Source organism: Thioalkalivibrio halophilus, from assembly GCF_001995255.1.
Lineage (GTDB): Bacteria > Pseudomonadota > Gammaproteobacteria > Ectothiorhodospirales > Ectothiorhodospiraceae > Thioalkalivibrio > Thioalkalivibrio halophilus.
In genome coordinates, this window is record NZ_MUZR01000051.1 from 1 (window position 1) to 22,334 (window position 22,334).

General features: G+C 69.1%; 21 protein-coding genes and 1 pseudogene. 16 read left to right on the forward strand and 6 right to left on the reverse strand.

Annotated elements, in window-relative coordinates:
- Positions 1 to 234: 234 nt before the first annotated feature.
- The 7 genes from B1A74_RS11250 to lnt all read left to right on the forward strand — a co-directional run bounded on the left by B1A74_RS11250 (position 235) and on the right by lnt (position 7,491).
- A complete protein-coding gene (locus B1A74_RS11250) occupies positions 235 to 1,605 on the forward strand; it encodes an MFS transporter (protein ID WP_018946623.1) in 1,371 nt (456 codons plus the stop codon).
- A 112-nt stretch (positions 1,606 to 1,717) separates the two neighbouring features.
- Positions 1,718 to 2,212: a single-stranded DNA-binding protein gene (ssb, locus tag B1A74_RS11255; protein ID WP_018946622.1), complete on the forward strand. Its 495-nt coding sequence runs from the start codon at positions 1,718 to 1,720 to the stop codon at positions 2,210 to 2,212.
- Positions 2,213 to 2,254: 42 nt separating this feature from the next.
- On the forward strand, positions 2,255 to 3,607 hold the full coding sequence (miaB, locus tag B1A74_RS11260; RefSeq protein ID WP_018946621.1) for a tRNA (N6-isopentenyl adenosine(37)-C2)-methylthiotransferase MiaB: 1,353 nt from the start codon (positions 2,255 to 2,257) through the stop codon (positions 3,605 to 3,607).
- A gap of 7 nt (positions 3,608 to 3,614) precedes the next feature.
- Positions 3,615 to 4,586, forward strand: a complete 972-nt coding sequence (locus B1A74_RS11265; protein WP_018946620.1) for a PhoH family protein — start codon at positions 3,615 to 3,617, stop codon at positions 4,584 to 4,586.
- Positions 4,576 to 5,082 carry an rRNA maturation RNase YbeY gene (gene ybeY, locus B1A74_RS11270; RefSeq protein WP_077244704.1) on the forward strand — a complete coding sequence of 169 codons (507 nt, stop codon included), beginning with the start codon at positions 4,576 to 4,578 and terminating at the stop codon, positions 5,080 to 5,082. The genes B1A74_RS11265 and ybeY overlap by 11 nt, the downstream gene beginning before the upstream one ends.
- Positions 5,072 to 5,980, forward strand: a complete 909-nt coding sequence (locus B1A74_RS11275) for an HlyC/CorC family transporter (protein WP_024329655.1) — start codon at positions 5,072 to 5,074, stop codon at positions 5,978 to 5,980. The genes ybeY and B1A74_RS11275 overlap by 11 nt, the downstream gene beginning before the upstream one ends.
- Positions 5,977 to 7,491: an apolipoprotein N-acyltransferase gene (lnt, locus tag B1A74_RS11280; protein ID WP_077244705.1), complete on the forward strand. Its 1,515-nt coding sequence runs from the start codon at positions 5,977 to 5,979 to the stop codon at positions 7,489 to 7,491. Before B1A74_RS11275 ends, lnt begins: the two co-directional genes overlap by 4 nt.
- A gap of 27 nt (positions 7,492 to 7,518) precedes the next feature.
- On the opposite strand, the gene B1A74_RS11285 is transcribed toward lnt, so the two are convergent.
- Positions 7,519 to 8,088, reverse strand: coding sequence for a zinc ribbon-containing protein (locus B1A74_RS11285; protein ID WP_024329657.1), 570 nt, complete (start codon positions 8,086 to 8,088; stop codon positions 7,519 to 7,521).
- A gap of 241 nt (positions 8,089 to 8,329) precedes the next feature.
- Positions 8,330 to 9,152 (reverse strand): annotated as a pseudogene (locus tag B1A74_RS11290) (DUF2189 domain-containing protein).
- Between the two features lie 195 nt (positions 9,153 to 9,347).
- On the opposite strand from B1A74_RS11290, the gene leuS reads away from it, so the two are divergent.
- From leuS to holA, 3 genes are read left to right on the forward strand one after another with little or no spacing between them, the layout of a single operon-like run.
- On the forward strand, positions 9,348 to 11,939 hold the full coding sequence (leuS, locus tag B1A74_RS11295) for a leucine--tRNA ligase (protein WP_077244706.1): 2,592 nt from the start codon (positions 9,348 to 9,350) through the stop codon (positions 11,937 to 11,939).
- Entirely contained in the window at positions 11,936 to 12,448 is a 513-nt protein-coding gene (locus B1A74_RS11300) for an LPS-assembly lipoprotein LptE (RefSeq protein WP_077244707.1), read from the forward strand. Before leuS ends, B1A74_RS11300 begins: the two co-directional genes overlap by 4 nt.
- A gap of 1 nt (position 12,449) precedes the next feature.
- Positions 12,450 to 13,490 carry a DNA polymerase III subunit delta gene (holA, locus tag B1A74_RS11305; protein WP_077244708.1) on the forward strand — a complete coding sequence of 347 codons (1,041 nt, stop codon included), beginning with the start codon at positions 12,450 to 12,452 and terminating at the stop codon, positions 13,488 to 13,490.
- A 48-nt stretch (positions 13,491 to 13,538) separates the two neighbouring features.
- Here holA and B1A74_RS11310 read toward each other — a convergent pair whose 3' ends face one another.
- Positions 13,539 to 14,285 carry an NF038132 family protein gene (locus B1A74_RS11310; RefSeq protein ID WP_018946611.1) on the reverse strand — a complete coding sequence of 249 codons (747 nt, stop codon included), beginning with the start codon at positions 14,283 to 14,285 and terminating at the stop codon, positions 13,539 to 13,541.
- 545 nt (positions 14,286 to 14,830) lie between these two features.
- Here B1A74_RS11310 and B1A74_RS11315 point away from each other — a divergent pair.
- From B1A74_RS11315 to B1A74_RS11335, 5 genes are read left to right on the forward strand one after another with little or no spacing between them, the layout of a single operon-like run.
- The gene (locus B1A74_RS11315) at positions 14,831 to 16,141 is read left to right on the forward strand and encodes a glutamate-5-semialdehyde dehydrogenase (protein WP_018946610.1); all 1,311 of its coding nucleotides are present in this window, start codon (positions 14,831 to 14,833) and stop codon (positions 16,139 to 16,141) included.
- 21 nt (positions 16,142 to 16,162) lie between these two features.
- Positions 16,163 to 16,810 carry a nicotinate-nucleotide adenylyltransferase gene (nadD, locus tag B1A74_RS11320; protein ID WP_018946609.1) on the forward strand — a complete coding sequence of 216 codons (648 nt, stop codon included), beginning with the start codon at positions 16,163 to 16,165 and terminating at the stop codon, positions 16,808 to 16,810.
- An 11-nt stretch (positions 16,811 to 16,821) separates the two neighbouring features.
- Positions 16,822 to 17,226, forward strand: coding sequence for a ribosome silencing factor (gene rsfS, locus B1A74_RS11325; RefSeq protein WP_024329663.1), 405 nt, complete (start codon positions 16,822 to 16,824; stop codon positions 17,224 to 17,226).
- Between the two features lie 15 nt (positions 17,227 to 17,241).
- Positions 17,242 to 17,712, forward strand: a complete 471-nt coding sequence (rlmH, locus tag B1A74_RS11330; protein WP_077244709.1) for a 23S rRNA (pseudouridine(1915)-N(3))-methyltransferase RlmH — start codon at positions 17,242 to 17,244, stop codon at positions 17,710 to 17,712.
- A gap of 17 nt (positions 17,713 to 17,729) precedes the next feature.
- Complete coding sequence (locus B1A74_RS11335; RefSeq protein ID WP_018946606.1) at positions 17,730 to 18,344, forward strand: Maf family protein; 615 nt, start codon at positions 17,730 to 17,732, stop codon at positions 18,342 to 18,344.
- On the opposite strand, the gene B1A74_RS11340 is transcribed toward B1A74_RS11335, so the two are convergent.
- From B1A74_RS11340 to B1A74_RS11350, 3 genes are read right to left on the reverse strand one after another with little or no spacing between them, the layout of a single operon-like run.
- Entirely contained in the window at positions 18,345 to 19,799 is a 1,455-nt protein-coding gene (locus B1A74_RS11340) for a sigma-54-dependent transcriptional regulator (RefSeq protein WP_077244710.1), read from the reverse strand.
- A complete protein-coding gene (locus B1A74_RS11345; RefSeq protein WP_077244711.1) occupies positions 19,796 to 21,409 on the reverse strand; it encodes a sensor histidine kinase in 1,614 nt (537 codons plus the stop codon). Before B1A74_RS11345 ends, B1A74_RS11340 begins: the two co-directional genes overlap by 4 nt.
- A 19-nt stretch (positions 21,410 to 21,428) precedes the next feature.
- A complete protein-coding gene (locus B1A74_RS11350; RefSeq protein ID WP_018946603.1) occupies positions 21,429 to 21,677 on the reverse strand; it encodes a PP0621 family protein in 249 nt (82 codons plus the stop codon).
- 107 nt (positions 21,678 to 21,784) lie between these two features.
- Here B1A74_RS11350 and B1A74_RS11355 point away from each other — a divergent pair, with 107 nt between their 5' ends.
- The gene (locus B1A74_RS11355) at positions 21,785 to 22,318 is read left to right on the forward strand and encodes an RNA pyrophosphohydrolase (RefSeq protein WP_167539481.1); all 534 of its coding nucleotides are present in this window, start codon (positions 21,785 to 21,787) and stop codon (positions 22,316 to 22,318) included.
- Positions 22,319 to 22,334: the final 16 nt, after the last annotated feature.

Sequence of the window (22,334 nt, forward strand, 5' to 3'; positions counted from 1 at the left end):
AGCCGCTCGCGCGGCAGTTCGATATGCAGGTCCTTGAGGTTGTGGGTGCGGGCGCCGCGGATCTGGATGTTCTGCATCATGGGACGACGGATACTCCGGAGTCGTTGGGAAGGGCAGCCGGCGGCTGCCAGCCGGCCATGGTAACATCCGGTCACGGCCCGCCGGAGGCCCGGGGCTCTGGTAGACTCCCGTCCGCGTTCGTTCACCGGCGTGCCATTCAGGAGTCCTGACCACATGAATGCCCGCGAGTTGCGAGCCACCACCGGGCTGGCGGCCATTTATGGAGTGCGCATGGCCGGCCTGTTCCTGATCCTGCCGGTGTTCATGCTGCACGCTGACGATATCCCCGGTGCCACGCCGCTGCTCGCCGGGCTGGCGCTGGGGATTTACGGCCTGACCCAGGCGGCCCTGCAGATTCCGTTCGGCTTGCTCTCCGACCGGCTCGGCCGCAAGCCGCTGATCGCCGCGGGGCTGGGGCTGTTCGTGCTGGGCTCTCTGGTGGCGGGGTTCGCCGAGGACATTCACGGGATCATCCTTGGGCGGGCGCTGCAGGGGGCCGGTGCGGTGGCTGCCGTCGTGCTGGCGCTGACCGCAGACCTGGTGACGGAGGAGAGGCGCACGCGGGCACTGGCGGTGATCGGCCTGACGATCGGCCTTACGTTCACCGTGTCCATGGCGCTGGGGCCGGTTCTGGACCGGGGCATCGGGCTCTCGGGCATCTTTCTGGTCGCGGCGGGACTGGGCGTGCTGGCGCTGGTGATCCTCCTGGTGTGGGTGCCCTCGCCGGGGCGGCTGCGTCAGCACCCGGACATGGTTCCGCAGTGGTCGGCCCTGCCCCGGGTCCTGGCGGACCCCGATCTCGCGCGGATGAATGCGGGGATCTTCATCCTGCACCTGGTCCTGGCGGCGAACTTCCTGGTGCTGCCGACGTTCCTGGTCGACGGGGCCGGGCTGGCACCCGCCGACCACTGGGCCTTCTACCTGCCAGTGCTGTTGACCGGTTTCGCGCTGATGCTGCCCGGGGTGATTCTGGGCGAGCGCCGCCGGCGCATGCACGGGGTGCTGCTGGTGGCCATCGGATTGCTGGTGGTTGTTCAGGCAGCCCTGGGGCTGGTCTTCCATCTGGGCGGCGATGTCTGGGTGCTCGCGCTGTTGATGGTCGGCTTTTTTGCCGCCTTCAATCTGCTGGAGGCAGGCCTGCCCGCGATGGTTTCGCGCGCCGCGCCGCTGGCTCACAAGGGGACCGCGATGGGTGGCTTCGCGACCGCCCAGTTCCTCGGCATCTTTGCCGGTGGTGCTCTGGGCGGGGCGTTGCTGGGCCTCGCCGGGCCGGTGGCGGTGCTGCTGGCCAGCGTGCCCGCGCTGATGACGTGGCTCCTGCTGGCCCGCGGACGCACCCCGGAGCACCTCGTTACCCGGACCCTTGCGGTGCCCGCGGTCTGGGAGGGGTATCCGGTGCGTTTGCTGGATGAACTGCGCGCCTGCCCCGGCGTCGCGGAGGTCGTGCTGTCACCGGATGCGGGTTCGGTTTATCTGCGCCTGCGGCCGGAGCTACAGGAGGAGGGAGCTCTGCAAACCTGCCTGGAGCGGGGGCCGGCCCGGTGACCGGCTCGCACTCCGGCGGGCGATCCGCGTCACGCGGGCGGGTTCTGTTGCGCCCGTCAGCGCCTGCTACACTATCGGCTCGATTAACCCGTGCCCGACACAAGGAGTTCCCATGGCCCGCGGAGTCAACAAGGCGATCATTCTCGGCAACCTCGGTGCCGACCCCGAAAAGCGCGAAACGCCCGGCGGGGCGACCGTCACCAACTTCCGCGTGGCCACCACGGAGCAGTGGACCGACAAGCAGAGCGGGGAACGGCGCGAAAACACCGAATGGCACCGGGTCGTAATGTTCGGTCGTCTGGCCGACATCGCCGCGCAGTATCTGTCCAAGGGCTCCCAGGTGTACATCGAGGGCCGGATCCAGACCCGCAAGTGGCAGGGGCAGGACGGTCAGGATCGCTATACCACCGAGATCGTCGCCAGTGACATGCAGCTGGTCGGTGGACGCGGCGGCGGTGGCGCCGGCGGTGCCGCTGCTGCCGGTGGTGGCTACGGCGGCGGTTACGACCCGGGCCCCGGTGGCGGTGGCGACGGCTTCGGGGGCGGTTCGTCCTCCCCGTCGTCCGGTCCGGGCGGCTCCTTCGATGACGATGACGTCCCGTTCTGAGGGGTATCTAAAAGGCACATCAGCTGAGGTGGCCGACACGCAATGACCCGCAAGATCTACATCCAGACCCACGGCTGTCAGATGAACGAGTACGACTCCGACCGCATGCTGGACGCCCTGAAGGCGGACGGCGGTGCGGAGCGTACCGAGGATCCCGAACAGGCCGATGTTCTGCTGCTGAACACCTGTTCGATCCGCGAGAAGGCCCAGGAGAAGGTCTTCTCGCTGCTGGGCCGCTGGCGCGCGATCAAGGAGCGCCGGCCGGGGATGGTGATCGGGGTCGGTGGCTGCGTGGCGAGTCAGGAGGGCGAGGCCCTGCGTCAGCGCGCGCCGTACGTGGATCTGGTGTTCGGGCCGCAGACCCTGCACCGCCTGCCGGAGATGATCCGCGAGGCGCAGCGGGCGCGGGCCCCGGTGGTCGACATCTCGTTTCCCGAGATCGAGAAGTTCGACCGCCTGCCCGAACCGCAGGCCGAGGGCCCCACGGCCTTCGTCTCGGTGATGGAGGGCTGCTCGAAGTACTGCAGCTTCTGCGTGGTGCCCTATACCCGCGGCGACGAGATCTCGCGCCCGTTCGACGACGTGATCGCCGAGGTGGTGGCGCTGGCCGAGCAGGGGGTGAAGGAGATCAACCTGCTGGGGCAGAACGTGAATGCCTATCGTGGTCCGATGGAGGACGGCGACACCGCCGATCTTGCGCTGCTGATCCATTACGTGGCGGCGGTGGACGGGATCGAGCGCATCCGCTTCACCACCTCGCATCCGGTGGAGTTCTCCGACTCCCTGATCCAGGCCTTCGCCGACGAACCCAAGCTGGTCAGCCACCTGCATCTGCCGGTGCAGAGCGGCTCCGACCGGATCCTGGCGCAGATGAAGCGCGGGCACACCGTGGTCGAATACAAGTCGAAGATCCGGCGCCTGCGCGAGGCGCGTCCGGACCTGGATCTGTCGTCGGATTTCATCGTCGGTTTCCCCGGCGAGACCGACGCCGATCACCGGGCGACCATGGACCTGATCGAGGAACTGCACTTCGATTTTTCCTTCAGCTTTATCTACAGCGCGCGTCCGGGCACGCCGGCAGCCTCGCTTCCGGACGACGTGCCGATGGCGGTGAAAAAGGCCCGCCTCGCGGAATTGCAGGCGTTGATCGAGCAGTACGGGCGCGAGCGCAACCAGTCGATGGTCGGCAGCATCGAGCCGGTCCTGGTCGAAGGGCCGGCGAAGCGCAACCCGGACGAGCTCGCCGGACGCACCGCCAACAACCGCATCGTGAACTTCCCGGCCGACCCGGCGCTGATCGGACAGATGGTGCCGGTGGAGATCACCGAGGCCCTGGCCCATTCGCTGCGCGGACGCCGGGTGCAGGAGCCCGCGCCGGCCGTCGCGACGGCCTGATTCCCTGATGGCGAACCGACTGGATTTCACCCTGGAGCCGGGCGACCAGGAGACCCTGGCGCGCTTGTCCGGGCCGCTGGATGCACATCTGCGCCTGATCGAGAATCGCCTGGGCGTGGCGGTGCACAACCGGGGCCCGCGTTTCAATCTGACCGGGCCCAGCGCGGCGGTGGATGCCGCCGGCGCGTTGATCCACGACCTGCACCGCATGGCGCAGGAAGAGCCGGTATCCCTGGAGCAGGTGCACACCGCGCTGCAGGACGCCCACGTCGAGGCGCTGACCGATACCGATGCCCAGACCCCCGATCCGGTGCTGCGTCTCAAGCGCGCGGCGATCCGTGGTCGCGGTCCGCGGCAGTCGCGCTATATCGCCGGCATTGGGCGCAACGACCTGACCTTCGGCATCGGCCCGGCAGGCACCGGCAAGACCTTCCTCGCGGTGGCCGCGGCGGTGGCCGCGCTGGAGCAGGACCGCGTGCAGCGCCTGGTACTGGTGCGCCCGGCGGTGGAGGCCGGCGAGCGCCTGGGGTTCCTGCCCGGGGACCTCGCGCAGAAGATCGACCCCTACCTGCGGCCGATGTACGACGCCCTGTATGAGCTGATGGGATTCGATCAGACCGCGCGCCTGATGGAACGCCAGGTGATCGAAGTGGCCCCGCTGGCCTACATGCGCGGGCGCACCCTGAACGAGTCCTTCATTATCCTCGACGAGGCGCAGAACACCACCGTGGAACAGATGAAGATGTTCCTCACCCGCATCGGCTTCGGTTCGACCGCCGTGGTCAACGGCGACGTGACCCAGGTCGACCTGCCGCGCGGGCAGAAGTCCGGCCTGCAGCACGCGATCCGCATCCTCGAAGGCGTGGAGGGCGTGGGCATCCACCATTTCCGTGGCGAGGACGTGGTCCGCCATCCGTTGGTGCAGCGCATCGTCCAGGCCTATGACCTCCACGAGGAGGACTCCGGCCATGACGCTTGAGGTCGCGGTGCAGTATGCGGTGCCGCGCGCCGGGGTGCCGGCGGCCCGCGGCCTGCATGCCGCCGCCCGCGCCGCCTGGCGGGGGGAGGGCCCGGCCGGGGTGACCCTGCGCATCGTGGATGCCGACGAGGGGCGCGAGCTCAATCACGCGTTCCGCGGCCGCGACTACGCCACCAACGTGCTGTCTTTCCCGGCACCGGACGACTTGATCATGCCACCCGGTGCCGGGCCGGCCTGTCTCGGCGACATCGTGCTGTGCGACCCGGTGCTGCAGCGCGAGGCGCGCGAGCAGGGCAAGCGGGTGAACGATCACTACACCCACATGGTAGTGCACGGGATGCTGCATCTGCAGGGCTTCGATCATCAGGACGCCGGGGAAGCGGCCGAGATGGAGGCCCTGGAAACGGCGATCCTCGCCGGTCTTGGCCTGCCGGACCCCTACCGGACGGCCGGGGCGGACCCCGGGTGCGACGCACGAGGGGCCCATGGGCTCTGAGGCGAACACCACCGGCGGGGCCGGCCTGTTGCGGCGTCTGCTGGAGCCGGCGCTGCAGCGGCTGCGCCGCGAGCCGCACTCTCGCCCGGAACTGGTCGAGACCCTGCGCGGCGCCCAGGACCGCGAGGTGCTGGACCCCGAGGCGCTGACCATGCTCGAGGGCGTGCTCAACGTCGCCGATATGCAGGTGCGCGACATTATGATCCCGCGGGCGCAGATGGAGGTGGTGCGGCGCGATGCCCCGCTGTCGGAATTCCTGCCTGACGTGGTCGCCTCGGCCCATTCGCGCCTGCCGGTAGTGGGCGATCACCGCGACGAGGTGGTGGGCATCCTGCTGGCCAAGGACCTGCTGCGTTTCTTCGGCGATCCCGACGACACCGCCTTCGACATGCAGGAGATCCTGCGCCCGGCGGTGTTCGTACCGGAGAGCAAGCGCCTGAACGTGCTGCTGAAAGAGTTCCGCCTGAGCCGCAATCACATGGCGATCGTGGTCGACGAGTACGGCGGCGTCGCCGGGCTGGTGACCATCGAGGACGTGCTGGAACAGATCGTCGGCGAGATCGAGGACGAGCACGACGTCGAGGACTATCTCACCCAGATCATGCAGCACCCCGGCGGGCGCTACACCATCAAGGCCCTGACCCCGCTGGAGGAGTTTAACGCCTATTTCCAGACGGCCTACGACGAGGATGCCTTCGACACCGTGGGCGGGCTGCTGCTGTCGCATTTCGCCCATGTGCCGCACCGTGGCGAGACCCTGAACCTCGACGGCATGCAGTTCCGCGTGCTGCGTGCGGACAATCGCCGGCTGCATCTGGTGGAGATGCGCCTGGCCGAGCCCGCCGCACGAGTCGCGGCGGCCGAGTCGGGCGATTCCGGTACCGAGGGGACGCGATGAGAGGGCTCCCGCTGCCCGACCTGTCCGGGCGCTGGACTGGCGGCCTGCTGGCGTTGCTGGCCGGCGTGCTGGCGGTGCTGGCGTTCGCGCCGGTCAGTCTGTTCACTGCTGCCCCGCTGGCGCTGGCCGTGTGGTTCGGGCTGCTGGTCCGGGTGCAGGGGCGGCCGCGTCGCGCGGCCTGGTTCGGCTGGCTGTTCGGCCTCGGTTTCTTCGGCGTCGGCACGTCGTGGATCTTCAACAGCCTGCTGGTGTTCGGCCAGGCCCCGCTGGTGGTGGCCAGCGTGATCACGGTGGCCTTTGTGCTGGTGATGGCGCTGTACCCGGCATTGTTGAGTGCGCTGGCCGCGCGCTTTCTGCCGCTGCACCGAATGGAGGGCCTTCTTGCCCTGGCCGGCGGGCTGGTGCTGCTGGAACTGGCACGTTCCTGGCTGTTCTCCGGGTTCCCCTGGCTACTGTTCGGTCATGCCACGCTGGACACGCCGCTGGCGTCCTGGCTGCCGCTGGCCGGCGAGCTGGGGGCGGGGCTGATGGTCGCGCTGATCGCTGCCGGTCTGGTGCTGGCCGCCGGGCGGCGTTCGCGCGGGGTCGGGGTGGGCCTGGTGGCCGGGGTCGTGGTGGTTTCTGCGGCCCTGCTGCCCCTGCAGTGGACCGACCCGGACGGCGATCCGGTCCGCGCGACCCTGGTGCAGGGCAACATCGATCAGGAGCGCAAGTGGGCCCCGGACGGCATCCGCCATTCATTGGAGGTCTATCGCGACCTCACCGCGGAGGCCGGGCCGGCCGATCTGGTGGTGTGGCCGGAAACCGCCATCCCGGCGCTGGCCCGCGAGGTCGACGGGATGCTGGAGCAGGTGGCCGCGGACCTGCCGGGCGAGGACGCGCAGCTGGTGACCGGGCTGTTCGACGGCCACCGCGACGGGGATATCCACAACGCGATCCTGACCTACCCGGGCGGGGCGGCCTACCACAAGCGGCAGCTGGTGCCGTTCGGCGAGTACATCCCGCTGCGCGAGCAGCTGGCCTGGCTCGACCGGCTGCTGATGATCCCGATGTCCGATCTGGCCCGGGGGGAGGATGACGGACGGATCACGCTGGCGGGGCGCACCGCCGGGGCAAGCATCTGCTACGAATCGGCCTATGCCCGGCACATCCGCGCTGCCCTGCCCGAGGCGGGCTTCCTGGTGAATGTATCCAATGATGCGTGGTTCGGCGACAGTCTGGCGCCGGCCCAGCATCTCCAGATCGCGCGGGTGCGCGCGGTCGAGACCGGGCGGCCGATACTGCGCGCGACCAATACCGGGGTATCCGCACTGATCGATGCGGACGGCCGGCTGATCGAGGGCTCGCCCCTGTTCGAACCGGCTACCGTGCACGGCGAGATCCGGCCCCGCAGCGGTATCACCCCGGCTGCGGCCATGGGCGAGGGCCCGGCGGTGCTGGCGGCGCTGGTGCTGGTGGTGCTGGGTGCGGCGGTGGGCCGGCGGCAGGCGCGGTCCGGCGACCCGGTCTGAATCGACGGGCCCGGGACGCCGGGCGGTTCAGCCGGCGTCTTCTTCTGGCGGCGGTCCGCGGCGGAACGCCGTGTGGTGACACTGCGCGCAGGGCGGAATGCGGCCGACCTTTTCCATGTGCAGCGGGTGCCCGCAGTTCTTGCAGATCAGTTCCCCCGGCCCCGTGATCTCGCCGGTGTGCCATTCGCCCATGACCTGGGCACGCGCCGTCAGCTCGGTGATCTCCACCCGGGTGCGGTCGGCAATGCGTTCGAGCGCGTTGACGATGCTGGCTTCGATCAGGCCGATGTCGATGCGCAGCCAGCTGCGCCAGTCCTCGCTGCGCGAGTCGATGTAGGCGCCCAGGTCCTGCAGGTCGCGCCGCAGGTACTCCATTACCTCGTGCGCCTCCTCGCGGGTCAGGTCGCTGGCCTTCTGCACGCGTTCCCGGGCGTTCTCCAGGGCCTCGTTGATGGCCTTGCCGGTACGCTGCTCCAGTTTCTCGAGGTCCTCGGTGACCTCGTGCAGCATGCGGTGGTAGGCATCGCTCAGGCGCGATTCGCGTTCATGATGGTCCTCTTCGTGCCCGCCCTCGGGAGTGCTATTTTTGTCGCTCATCGGCATCGCTCCGGATTGATCAGTGTTTCCTTGAGAGCCACGTTAGCACGAGCATGCCCCGAAACGGGGCCACGAGCGATTGTGCGAGAGCGTCGGGACCGCGTTAGCAAAGGGGGGCACCCGTCCGGGCATGCGCCACCCGGTTACCCGCCTGCGGCTCTGCGGGCGCCGGAATCTGGCTGGCATTTCCGCTGACGGGGCATCCTTCGGCATCGGGCGTGCGGAAGGATGCCCGTGTGGCTCAGGCGTCTTCTACCAGGTCCCGATAGGCGTGCCACATGGCGTAGCCCAGCCAGGGGAACACGACGATCAGGGCCAGCAGAGCGGTGGCTGCCGAGACCGTGAACAGCACGGTGATCAGCGCGGCCCAGATGAGGGTGGCGGCCGGGTTGGTGCGCAGGGCCTTCAGGCTGGTGCCCATCGCTGTCATGAGTCCGGTCCGGCGGTCCAGCAGGGTCGGGATCGTGACCACCGAGAGCGCCAGAACCACGACCGCGAGGGCGGCACCGGCGACGACCAGACCGGCCAGCGAGATCAGTCCGCTGGTGCTGCCCAGCAGGACCGGAAGGGCCTCGTGCAGCGGGCCCAGGAGTCCGGCGTGGCCGACGTTGAGGACCCCCCATCCACAGCCAGACGAAGGCGGTCCAGGCCAGGAAGATCGAGGCCAGCAGGGCGGCGAAGGCCCAGATGGCTCCGCCGGTCGCCTCCAGCGCGCCGAAGCCCGAGCGCAGGCCGACGGTCTCGCCGCGTTCGATGCTCCGGGCCAGGCCGTTGAGGCCGGTGGCGAGGACGGGCCCGACCAGAAGGAAGCCCGTGAGGGCGGCGACCCCGGCCCACGGCCAGGACCAGAGCACACCCATGATGACGGCTCCGATCGCGGCCACCATCAGGCCGTGCAGCAGCCCGGCCGGGGCATGCCGCAGGTCGTGCCAGCCGGCACCCAGCCAGCGCAGCGGGCGGCCGGCCTCGATCCGGCGTACGCCGGGCGTGGCCTCCTCGTACCCGTGGCGGGGCCGGATTTCGGAAAGGTCGTCCGGATAACGGCGCTGGATCAGGGAGATCATGCTGCACCTCCTTCGTATCGCATCGGTCGATGCGCCAAGGGTATGTATCCTGAAGTCTAGATGGCCATGCGCCGCCTTGCGGTTGCGTTTGACGGAACCATTCGGCAGATCCGGGACTTGTCTGGAAGGGGGGCGGGGTGACTGGTATTCTGCGCGGTTCTTCGTTCGCGGCGGCAAACAGCACAGGTGAGGCCCATGCAGGAGCATTATTCCCCGGAGCAGGTGGAGACCGAGGTCCAGCGTCGCTGGGACGAGACCGGCTGTTTCCGGGCGCGGGAAGATGCCGCGGGAGAACCCTTCTACTGCCTGTCGATGTTCCCGTACCCGTCGGGCAAGCTGCACATGGGCCACGTGCGCAACTACACCATCGGCGACGTGATCGCGCGCTTCCAGCGTATGCAGGGCAGGAGCGTGCTGCAGCCGATGGGCTGGGACGCCTTCGGCCTGCCGGCGGAGAATGCGGCGATGCAGAACAATGTCCCGCCGGCGACATGGACGCGCCAGAACATCGAGCAGATGCGCGCCCAGCTCCAGCGCCTGGGCTTTGCCTATGACTGGTCGCGCGAATTCGCGACCTGCGATGCCGACTACTACCGCTGGGAGCAGTGGCTGTTCGTGCGTCTGCTCAAGAAGGGGCTGGTTTATCGTGCCCGGGCCACCGTGAACTGGGATCCGGTCGACCAGACCGTGCTCGCCAACGAACAGGTCATCGAGGGCCGTGGCTGGCGCTCCGGCGCGGTGGTCGAGCGCCGCGAGATGCCGCAGTGGTTCCTGCGTATCACCGACTACGCAGACGAGCTGCTGGAGGCCCTGGACGACCTGGACGGCTGGCCGGATCAGGTGCGCACCATGCAGCGCAACTGGATCGGGCGTTCCGAGGGCGTGGAGCTGGAATTCGCGGTGGACGGCGGCGAGCCGCTGACCGTGTTCACCACCCGGCCGGACACCCTGTTCGGCGTCAGCTATATGGCGCTCGCGCCGGAGCACCCGCGGGTGCAGGAACTGGCGCAGAATGACGCGGAACTGGCTGCGTTCGTCGCCGAATGCGGCCAGGGCGGGGTGGCCGAGGCGGACCTGGCCACAATGGAGAAGAAGGGCCGCGCGCTGGGCTTCACCGCCCGCCACCCGCTGACCGGCGAGGATGTCCCGGTGTGGGTCGCCAACTTCGTGCTGATGGAATACGGCACCGGCGCGGTGATGGCGGTACCGGCGCACGACGAACGCGACCACGAGTTCGCGACGCAATATGGCCTGCCGATCCGCCAGGTGATCGCCCCGGCCGACGGGGGCGAGTGCGACGTGCAGGCCGCCGCGTTCACCGAAGCCGGCGTGCTGGTGAACTCGGGCGATTTCACCGGGCAGGACTCGGAGGCCGCGAAGGCCGCGATCGCCGATCATCTGGAGCAGGCCGGACTGGGCCGGCGCCGGCGCAACTACCGTCTGCGCGACTGGGGCATCTCGCGCCAGCGCTACTGGGGCTGCCCGATCCCGGTGATCCACTGCGACGACTGCGGTGCGGTGCCGGTGCCGGAAGAGGATCTGCCCGTGCGCCTGCCGGAGGAGGTGATCCCGGACGGGGCGGGCTCGCCGCTGGCGCGCATGCCGGAGTTCTTCGAGGCAACCTGTCCGCAATGCGGCAAGCCGGCACGCCGCGAGACCGATACCTTCGATACCTTCTTCGAATCCAGCTGGTACTTCGCGCGCTACGCCTGCGCCGACAACGACACGGCGATGCTCGACGAACGCGCCGATCACTGGCTGCCGGTGGATCAGTACGTCGGCGGGATCGAGCACGCGGTACTGCACCTGCTGTATGCGCGCTTCTTCCATAAATTGCTGCGCGACGAGGGGCTGGTGGGTTCCGACGAGCCGTTCACCCGGCTGCTGACCCAGGGCATGGTGGTGGCGCCGACCTTCTACCGCGAGCGCGGCGATGGCGGGAAGGACTGGATCAACCCCGTCGACGTGGAACTGGAGCGCGCCGAGGATGGTTCGGTGAAAGCCGCGCGCCACCGCGAAGACGGGCAGCCGGTGACCATTGGCGGCATGGAGAAGATGTCCAAGTCGAAGAACAACGGCGTGGATCCGCAGGCGCTGATCGAGCGCTTCGGGGCCGACACCGCGCGGTTGTTCACCATGTTCGCCGCCCCGCCGGATCTGTCGCTGGAATGGTCGGACTCCGGCGTCGAAGGGGCGCAGCGTTTCATCCGCCGCCTGTGGCGCGCGGTGCGCGAACATGTCGGGGGTGCGGCGGCGTCGCCGCTGGATCCCGAAAACCTGTCCGAGCCGGCGGGCGATCTGCGGCGCAAGCTGCACGACACCATCGCCAAGGTCACCGACGACATCGGCCGGCGCCAGACCTTCAACACCGCGGTGGCGGCGAACATGGAGCTGCTGAACGAGCTCGGGCGTCTGCCGGAGGATGCCGAGGGCGCCATCGCGGTACGCCAGGAGGTGCTGGAGGGCATCGTGCGCATGCTGGCTCCGATCATTCCGCACGTGACCCAGGTGCTGTGGGAGGCGCTGGGCCATGACGGGCTGGTGGCCGATACCCGCTGGCCGCAGGTCGACGAGGCCGCCCGGCAATCCGCCCGCGAGACCCTGGCGGTACAGGTCAACGGCAAGCGCCGGGCAGAGATCGCGGTCCCGGCCGGTGCGGATCGTGAGAGCGTGGAGCGCATCGCGCGGGAGGACGAAAACGTCCAGCGCCATCTCGAGGGGCAGGGCATCGTGAAGGTGATCGTGGTCCCCGGACGCCTGGTGAATTTCGTGGTCAAGCCGCAATGACCCGGTTCCTGCCGCGTCTGCTGGTGGTGCTCGTGCTGACGGCCTCGCTGGCCGCCTGCGGGTTCCAGCTGCGCGGCACCGGGGGGTGGCCGTCGGAACTGGATCCGGTGGAGATCCGCGGCCTGCAGCCGCGGGACTCGCTCTACCAGGAGCTGGCCCGTGGCCTGCGTGCCTCCGGGGTGGAGATCGTGGAGCGGCGCCCGGATGATCGTGGCGTGACCCTGGAGATCGCTTCGGTGAATGATTCGCGGCGCGCGCTGTCGGTCTCCGATCAGGCGCGGGTCAGCGAGTACGAACTGACGCGCAGCATGCGCGTGCGGCTGCGCCCGGCCGATGGTGAAGCGACGGACCTCGACACGCTGCGTGCGTCGCGCACTTACGTCTATGACGAGACCGCCGTGCTCAGCCGTTCGGAGCGCGAGGAGGACCTGCGGGCCACCATGAACCGCGATCTGGTGGCCCTGCTGCAGCGTCGGGTGCGAGCCCTGACCGGGGGGGGCGAGGACTGACATGGCCGTCGATCCGGGACGCATCGATCAGTCCCTGCGCAAGGGCGTGGCCCCGCTGTACATGCTGCTGGGCGAGGAACCGCTGCAGACCATCGAGGCCGCCGATGCGATCCGGGCCGCCGCCCGCGAGCAGGGTTTCGACGAGCGCACGGTGCTGGATCTCTCCGCCCAGTCCGACTGGTCGGCCCTGGATGCGGCGGTGCGCGACCGCTCGCTGTTCGCCAGCCGCACGCTGGTGGACCTGCGCCTGGCTACCGGCAAGCCCGGGCGCGAGGGCGGCGAACGGCTGAAGGCATACGCTGCCGCACCGGAGCCCGACATCGTGCTGCTGTTGCAATTGCCGCGCCCGGATCGCGACATGCGCCGCGCGGCCTGGTTCAAGGCGATGGAATCGGCCGCGGTGGTGGTGCATGCGCGGCCGGTGCCGCCTGAGCGGCTGGACGGCTGGATCCGTGATCGCCTGACTCGGCACGGGCTGCGCATCACGGACGAGGCGCTGCAGCTGCTGGCGGCCCGGGTGGAGGGCAATCTCCTGGCCGCGCGCCAGGAGATCGAAAAACTGGCGCTGGCCGGCGTGCAGGGGGTCGATCTGGAGACCCTGGCCGAGGCCACCGCGGATGCCGCACGCTTCGATCTGTTCGGCCTGTCGGCGGCGGCGCTGCGCGGCGAGACCGGGCGAGCCCTGCGCATGCTGGAGGGCCTGCTGGACGAAGGTCAGCCCGAGCCACTGATCCTGTGGGCGCTGGCGCGCGATGCACGGCTGCTGGTGCAGGCCCTGGAACGCCGGGCCGCCGGGGCGAACGACCGCGAGGCCTTCCAGGGCAGCTTCGGCGACCAGCAAAAGGCCCTGCGCCTGGCGGCGGGACGCCTGGACGTGGCGCGGGCGCGTGACATCCTGCGCCTGGCTGCCCGGGTGGACCGGGTGATCAAGGGGCAGGAACAACACGGGGATGCCCGGCAGGGGCTGCTGGACCTGGTGGCTCGTATGGCGGGCCGGCCGCTGACCGTGGCCGACCCTGTCCTCAACCCCGAGGGTGCATGACCCGGCGCAGCGCCCCGGCGCAGCCTGGAACGGGCCATGCGGAGGCGATTAGCCTGTGACCGCAGCGTCCCGGCGCCGGTACCCCGCGACCAGGGTCAGACCCGCCAGACCAAGGCCCATCAGGGCCAGCGACGCCGGCACGGGCACGGGGGTCGGGGCCGGATCATCGCCGATGGCCGTACCCGCGATGGTGGCGCCGTCGAAGGCGAGGCCGGACTGGAAAGCCGTGTCCTGCCAGTTCACCACACCGAACTCCAGAGAGTAGGTGCCGGTATCCTCGAACAGGTACGAAGCCTGGATCCAGTCGGTGTATCCGCACCCGTCATCCCAGCAGGATCCTGAGTTGGCGCCCAGGGGAGACCATTCCGGCGCCCCGGGGATCACGGGGGTTTCCTCCGGATCGAGGGTCACGTCCGCATCCGGCTCCGGGAGCCCGAAACCCGGTACGGTGTCACCGTCCGGCGTCGTGCGGGCGGTGAACAGTTGAATCGGAGCCGCGCTGTCCGGGAGGATCTGTGCCCACGCGTAGTCGGTGAAACCTCCACCATCAGAGGAAACGTAGTTGAAGTAGAAGTTGAGTTCATCGCCCTCATCCGCGCTGAACTCTGGCGAGGTGATGGTCGATCCGGTGGTTTCGTCGCCAACGTCCAGGCCGTCGATGTCGTTCCCGTCGTTGGTCGAGATCCAGCCGTATTCCGAGTTGCCGAACGGCGACAGCGTTATATCGCCGTCCGCCGCTGACGTGCCGCAGTTTCCATTACAGTCCCAGCCGGAGATATCGATCGGTGAAGCCATGGCCGTACTGGCCAGACCGAGTGCACCGCACAATCCGGTTGCCGCAAGGCCGAGGTTAAATGTTTTCATTGGACACCTCTTCTTTTCGGAGTCAATGGTCGGGTGACACCGCCTTTTTTTGGGTGGCTCCCGGTTGTCGCATGAGCAGGAAAAGACCTGCAGGGCATCGCCCTGCTGTTATCGGGCAATATCGGTGCCAGTTCGGTCCCGGGGTTTCATGGTTCATGTAGAACAATGGCTTGCGGGGAGGGCGGGCTGTCTCTTGCCCCAGTGAGGGCGCCGGCATGTCAATCCCGCGGACAACCTGCCGCAGTGGTGCATCCGGCGAAGTCATCGACGCGGAAAGTGCCTTGTGGGAGAGTGCGGCCAGCCTGATCCGGTTATCGTCATCCGCGCCGCGTTCGGGGTCGCGAGCGTGGATCGGATCACCCGGGCTCCGGAAAACGGCAATGCCCGGCAGGGGTTGCTAGACTTGGCGTCCACGTATGGCGGAGCACCCGCCGACCGTGGCTGAACCCGTACCGAATTCCAACGAGTCTGATCGTATGAACGCTGCCGTGAATCCCGCCGAATCCGCTGCTGTCAGCGATGATATGGTCGCCAGGATCGAGGCCCTGGGGCGTGCTGCGCGCGCCGCCTCGCGCCACATGGCCGAGGCCGAACCGGGTGCCAAGAACGCGGCGCTGCAGGCCATCGCCGAGGGGATCGCCGAGCGTCGCGCGGAGCTGGCCGAGGCCAACGAGCGCGACCTGGAGGCGGGGCGAGCCCGCGGGCTGGACGCGGCGATGCTGGACCGTCTGGCGCTGACCGATGCGCGCATCGACACCATGATCGAGGGCTGCCGGCAGGTCGCGGGTCTGCCGGATCCGGTGGGTACGATCTCCGACATGGCCTATCAGCCCAGCGGGATCCAGGTAGGGCAGATGCGGGTGCCGCTGGGGGTGATCGGCATCATCTATGAATCACGCCCCAATGTGACCATCGACGCGGCGGCGCTGTGCCTGAAGTCGGGTAACGCGGCGATCCTGCGCGGCGGTTCCGAGGCCGCCCATTCCAATCGCGCGCTGGCCGGCATCATCCAGTCCGGGCTGGCGGCGGCGGGGCTGCCGCGCGAGGCGGTACAGATCGTCGACACCACCGACCGTGCCGCGGTGGGGGCGCTGCTGCGCATGCCCGAGTACGTGGACGTGATCGTGCCACGCGGCGGCAAGGGCCTGATCGAACGCATCAGCCAGGAGTCGCAGATCCCGGTGATCAAGCATCTGGACGGGGTGTGCCACGTGTACGTGGACGCCGCGGCGGACCCGGACAAGGCGCAGGCGGTGGCGGTGAACGCCAAGACCCATCGCTACGGCACCTGCAACACCATGGAGACTCTGCTGGTGCATGCCGATGTCGCCGAGACCTTCCTGCCGGCGGTGGCCGCCGAACTGGACGGGTTGGGGGTCAGCCTGCGCGGCTGCGCCCGCACCCGCGCGGTTCTCGCCGACAGCGGGCCGGAGGTCGCCGAAGCGAGCGAAGAAGACTGGGCCGCGGAATACCTGGGGCCGATCCTGGCAATCCGCGTGGTGGACGACCTGGACGCGGCGATCCAGCACATCAATACCTGGGGCTCACATCACACCGACAGCATCGTGACCGAAAACTGGGGGCATGCGCGGCGCTTCCTGCGCGCGGTGGATTCCAGTTCGGTGATGGTGAATGCCTCCACCCGCTTCGCCGACGGCTTCGAGTACGGGCTGGGCGCGGAGATCGGGATCTCCACCGACAAGCTGCACGCGCGCGGGCCGGTGGGGCTGCATGGCCTGACCACCCTGAAATACATCGTGTTTGGCGACGGCCATGTGCGTGGCTGAGCGCGGCGGGAAGGTGGCGGCTTGATCGGGATCCTCGGCGGGACCTTCGATCCGATCCATTTCGGTCATCTGCGCCCGGCGCTGGAGGTGCAGCAGCACCTGGGGCTGGAACGGGTGCACTTCGTGCCCTGCCACGTGCCGCCTCATCGCGCCAGCCCCGGGACTTCGGGCGAGGACCGCCTGGCCATGGTGGAGCGCGCGGTGGCCGGCGTGGAGGGTTTCGTCGCCGACCGGCGCGAGCTGGATCGCACCGGGCCGTCCTACACCGTGGACACCCTGCTGACCTTCCGCCGGGAGCTGGGTGACGATGTGCCGCTGGTGCTGATCATGGGCATGGATGCCTTTGCCGGCCTGTCGTCCTGGCACCGCTGGGAGACCCTGTTCGAGCTGGCGCACGTGGCGGTGTCGCATCGCCCCGGAAGCCCCGCCTCGCAGGACCTGGGCGACGGCCCGGGGGGCGCGGTCACCGACGATCCCGCCGTGCTGCGGGCGAGTCCGGCCGGCCGGGTGTACTTCCAGCCGGTGACTCAGCTGGATATCTCCGCTACCGCCATCCGGGCCCAGCTGCGCGAGGGGGCCAGCCCCCGCTTCCTGCTGCCCGGGGCGGTCGAACGCTACATACAGGAGCGCGGGCTTTACCGGTCCGCCGCAGGAAACCCCACTACATGACATCCGAAACCATGAACAGCGAACAGTTGCTGGAATTGAGCCTCGAGGCGCTCGAGGACATGAAGGCCCGCAACATCCGCAGCATCGACGTGCGCGGCAAGACCACCCTGGCCGATTTCATCGTGATCGCCTCGGGGACCTCCGGGCGCCACGTGCAGTCCACCGCCGAGAACGTGGCGACCGAGGCCAAGCACCGTGGCATCCAGCCGCTGGGCGTGGAGGGCCAGGAGGGCCAGGAATGGGTCCTGGTCGACCTCAACGACGTGATCGTCCACGTGATGCTCCCCGAGACTCGCGATTTCTACAATCTGGAAAAGCTGTGGCTGGCCGAGGAAGAGGCCGCGGAGGGTGACGGGGGCGATGGCGGCATGGAGGATGACCCCGGCCTGCAGCGGGTCCGCCGGCTGCGGGGCTGAGCCGGTTTATCGGCGATGCGTCTGCATCTGATCGCCATCGGCCGGCGCATGCCCGACTGGGTCGCTTCCGGCTTTGCCGAATACCGGGACCGGCTGCCCCGCGAATGGGGTTTCCAGCTGCACGCACTGGCGGCCCCGGCGGGCTCGAAATCCATGGATGCCACGACCCGCCTGCGGCGCGAGGGCGAGGCTCTGCTCAAGGCGGTGCCCGAGGGTGCCCGGATCATCACCCTGGATGAACGCGGCCGTGAGGTGGACACCCGCGGACTGGCGCAGCGCCTGGCCGGCTGGCAGGACGACGGGCGCGACGTCGCGCTGCTGATCGGCGGGGCCGACGGCCTGGATGCCGCCGTGCGCGAGCGGGCCGAGTGGGCCTGGTCGCTGTCGCCGCTGACCTTCCCCCACATGCTGGTGCGGGTGCTGGTGGCGGAGCAGCTCTACCGCGCCTGGTCGCTGCTCAACAATCATCCCTATCATCGCGCGTGAGTCGCGCTCCGGTCGTTATGTCGTCCGCCGCTGCCTGCAACCGTCCCGACGCCCTGCCGCTTCTGCTGGCCTCCGCGTCCCCCCGCCGGCGCGAATTGCTGACTCAGATCGGCGTGGTGCATGAGGTGGCCGCGATGGATGTGGACGAGACCGCTGCGCCCGACGAGGAACCCGGGGCCCTGGTCGAGCGCCTCGCGGCGGTCAAGGCGGAAGCAGCGCGTGACCACGCCCGCCGGGGGCAGTGGGTTCTGGCGGCGGATACGGTCGTGACGATCGACGGGGAGGCGCTGGGCAAGCCCGCGGACGAGGCTTCGGCCGCCGCCATGCTGCAGCGGCTGTCCGGCCGCGAACACCGGGTGATTACCGGCATGGCACTGCTGCGCGATGACGGCCCGGTGTGCACCGGGCGCGGCGAGACGCGGGTATGGATGCGCCCGCTGGACGCGCGCGACATCGCGGCCTACTGGGCCAGCGGCGAGCCGCGCGACAAGGCGGGGGGTTATGCCCTGCAGGGGCGGGGTGCAGCCTTTGTCGAACGCATCGACGGTTCCTGCAGCAACGTGATCGGCCTGCCCCTGTTCGAGCTGGAGCAGTGGCTGAACGACCTGGAGGACCCGCCCGCCCGTGCCTGACTATTCGATTCCGAGTTTCTTCAGACGGTAGCGCAGCTGGCGGAAACTGAGCCCCAGCAGCCGCGCGGCCGCGGTGCGGTTGCCGCCGGTCTGATGCAGGGCGGTCTCGATCGCCTGGCGCTCCTGGTCGGCGAGGTGATCATCCAGGCCCACATCCTCGTAGCGCACCGACGGCGGGGTGCGGCGCTCCTGCACCCCGGGGGGCGGGGTGCCCGGGTTGTGTGCGCCGGGGCCGGCGCGGCGGTCCTCGCCGTTGTCCTCCGGGGGCGGGGCGGTGGCCGGGAGATCGATGTTGTCGGCATGGATCGCTGCGCCCTCCGCGAGGGTGGCGGCGCGCTCCAGGATGTTCTCCAGCTCCCGCACGTTACCCGGGAAGGGGTGGCGCTCCAGCAGCTCCTGCGCGTCCGGGGCGAGTTCGCGGGCCTCCAGGCCCCATTGTTCGGCGATTCGCTGCAGCATCACGGTGGCCAGGCCGGGGATGTCGCCGTCGCGTTCGCGCAGCGGCGGGACCCGCAGTTCGATTACGTTGAGACGGTAATAGAGGTCCTGGCGGAAACGGCCTTCGCGCACGGCGCGCTCAAGGTCGTGATGGGTCGCCGACAGGATGCGCACGTCCACCGGGATCTCCCGCGAGCCGCCGACCGGCTTGATCGCGCGCTCCTGGATCGCGCGCAGCAGCTTGACCTGCATCGCCAGCGGCAGGTCGGCGACCTCATCCAGGAACAGGGTGCCGCCCTCGGCCGCCTGGAACAGCCCGGGGTGGTCCTGGGTGGCCCCGGTGAAGGCGCCCTTGCGATGGCCGAAGAACTCGCTCTCCATCAGTTCCGCCGGGATCGCGCCGCAGTTCACCGGCACGAAGGGGCGCTCGGCGCGCGGCCCCAGCCGATGGATCTCGCGCGCCACCAGTTCCTTGCCGGAACCGGATTCTCCGGCGATGAACACCGGCGCCTGGGAGCGCGCCAGCTTGCGGATGGTGGCGCGCAGTTTCTGCATGGGTTCGGAGTCGCCCAGCAGCGGGCTGTCGGGGTCTTCGGTCGCGCTGCAGCGGGTCGGCGTCGAGCCGCACGCCGCCTCCGTGGCCGGTGCGGATTCCATGCGCAGGGCGCTGTCGATCAGTTCGCGCAGCTGCTTGAGGTCGACCGGCTTGCTGACGAAGTCGAAGGCGCCCAGTTTGAGGGCCTGCACCGCGGTATCGACACTGCCGTGCGCGGTGATGACCGCCACCGGCAGCTCCGGCCGGGTGGTCTGGATGTGACGCACCAGGTCCAGCCCGTCCCCGTCCGGCAGGCGCATGTCGGTCAGGCAGAGGTCGAAGTCCCGCTGCGCCAGCAGCTGCCGTGCCGGGTCCAGCGCGCCGGTCGTTTCGGCCTCCAGGCCCATGCGCGCGAGGGTGATCTCCAGCAGTTCGCAGATGTCGGGTTCATCGTCGACAACCAGCACGTGCTTGATGCTCATGACGCCGATCCCTGGTGTTGTTCGTCGGGGGCAAACAGGATGCGGAAGCAGCCCCCGGAGGGTGCATGCGCGTATTCCAGCGAGGCCCCGTTGTTTTCGCACAGCATGCGCGAGATGTACAGGCCCAGGCCGGAGCCGCCGGAATGGCCGGAGACGAAGGGCTCGAACAGCTCCTTCTGGGTTTCCGGGTCGATGCCGGGGCCGGCGTCCAGCACGTCCAGACTGACCACCCGGGCGACCTGGCCGGCGCCGCCGCGCAGGATAATGGGCGGGCTTTCGGGCCGGTCGTGCCCGCCGTGCACCCTGGCATTGCTGCACAGGTTCCACAGCACCTGGTTGAGCTGCGAGGGGTCGAACAGGACCTCCGAATCTGCGGGTTCCACGCTCACGTGCAGCGATTCCCGCGGTATCTGCAGCGCACTGCAGAACTCCTCGGCGAAACGTTCGAGTTCGTCGCGCAGGTTGAGCCGCTGGCGTTCGCCCGATTCGCGACGCGACAGGCTGAGGACGTTCGCGATCAGGCTGTTCACGCGGTCGCTCTGCTTGTCGATGATCGCCAGCAGACGCTGGTCGGGCGCCGAAAGGTCGGGCGATTCGCGCAGTAGCTGGGCGCTGTGGGAGATCGCGCCCAGCGGGTTGCGGATCTCGTGCGCGATGCTGGCGGTCAGGCGTCCCAGGGCCTGCAGCTTGCTTGCCTGGGCCTGGCGGCGCAGTTCGGCGGCGTCTTCCAGGATCAACAGGGTACCCTGGTCGCCCTGGTTGCCCAGCGGGGCCAGACGGACCTGCAGGGCCGGCTGTTCCTGGTCGCCGGGCAGGTGGCGGGTGCGGCTGGCCGGCCCGGTTTCTTCCTGCCATTCGCGCACGGCCCGGGCCAGGCGCGGCGAGATCGACGACAGGTGCCGCCCCGGTCGGGGCGGGAGGAGCTGGCGCGCCGCCTCGTTGATGGAGCGGATGTAGCCCCGGGGGTCGATCGCCACCACTCCGGCGCTCATGCGCGCGATGATCTGGGCGTTGAGTTCCGCCAGGCTGGCGAGATCGACTTCCTGCTGTTCGACCTGGGCGCGGCTTTCGTCGGCCCGCCGGCTGAAGTGGTGGGCCAGCAGGGTTCCGGCCAGCAGCGCGGCCCCCAGCAGTCCGGCCTGGGTCAGGCTGTCGAGGTCGCCCAGCGTGATCAGGATGGCGAGGCCTTCCGCGCCCAGAAGGCCGGCGCTCACGGCGGCGGCCAGCGGGAGGCCCAGGCGACCGGCCGACAGCAGGGCCGTTGCCATCACCGCAGGGATCAGCAGCAGGCCGATGCCGGTGTGGACGCCCCCGGCAACCACCATCAATGCGAGCAGGCCCGCGGCATCCCCGGTGCCGCCCAGCAGGATCATGCGGCGGAACTGTGCGACGCGCTCGGGTTCGCGGTTGCAGTGTTCGGCAAACCCCGCCATGAACACCGAGAACACCAGGTAGCCGCCGGCCAGTGCGGGATAGACTTCGGGGACCGCGGGGTCCACGCCTACCGGCAGGCCCGGGAACAGGCCCATCAGGAGCAGGACCAGCGCGACAAACACCCGGTACAGGGCGTACAGGCGGCTGGAGCGCTGGGTGTCGGTGTCGATGACCATCGAGGGTGGGGTGACGGGGTCAGTCCCGGGGATGGCGGTCCGCCTCGGCGTGTTGCCGCGAACAGAAGCAGCGCTCGCCTTCGCACAAGGCCTGGTCTTCCGGTACATGCACGCCGCAGTGGGCGCAACGCACCATGGCGCCGCTCTCGCGCACGCGTTCCGGCGGGTCGTCGCGCCGGACCCGGCGGCGCTCGCCGCTCGAGCGCACCAGGGTGCGCACGGCAAGAAAGATGGCAACGATGGCGATGATCAGCAGGAGCAGCCTCATGCCGCGAGTTTAAAACAATGTGCACCCGCATGCCTTCCGCGGGTCTTTGCCGCATTGCGGGGGGTGTGGAACAATGCGGGTAATAGAGAAGCGTCTGGTTGCGGCAAGTGATTGATTGCGATGGATTTCGTCCCAATGTAGGCATCATCCTGTGCAACCGGGAGCGGCAGTTGTTCTGGGGCAAGCGCGCGGGGCAGGACGCCTGGCAGTTTCCGCAGGGCGGCATTCGCACCGACGAGACCCCGGAAGAGGCCCTGTTCCGTGAGCTGCGCGAAGAGACCGGGCTGCTTCCGGAACACGTGGAACTGCTGGGGAGCACCCGCCGCTGGCTGCGTTACCGGCTGCCGGAGCGCATGATCCGCCGGCGTCGCAACCCGGTGTGCGTGGGCCAGAAGCAGCGCTGGTTCCTGCTGCGCATGACGGGCGAGGAGAGCAATGTAATGCTGAATGCGATGGACACGCCGGAGTTCGATTCCTGGTGCTGGATTGACTATTGGCGTCCGGCACGTGAAGTGGTGCACTTCAAGCGCAATGTCTACCGCCGGGCGCTGTGCGAACTGGTGCCGCTGATGTTCCCCGAGCTGCAGCGCGACGACGACGCGGCACCCCGGTCCTGCAACTCTCCCGCGGTGTCGCGTTGAACGCCCCCGCCAATCC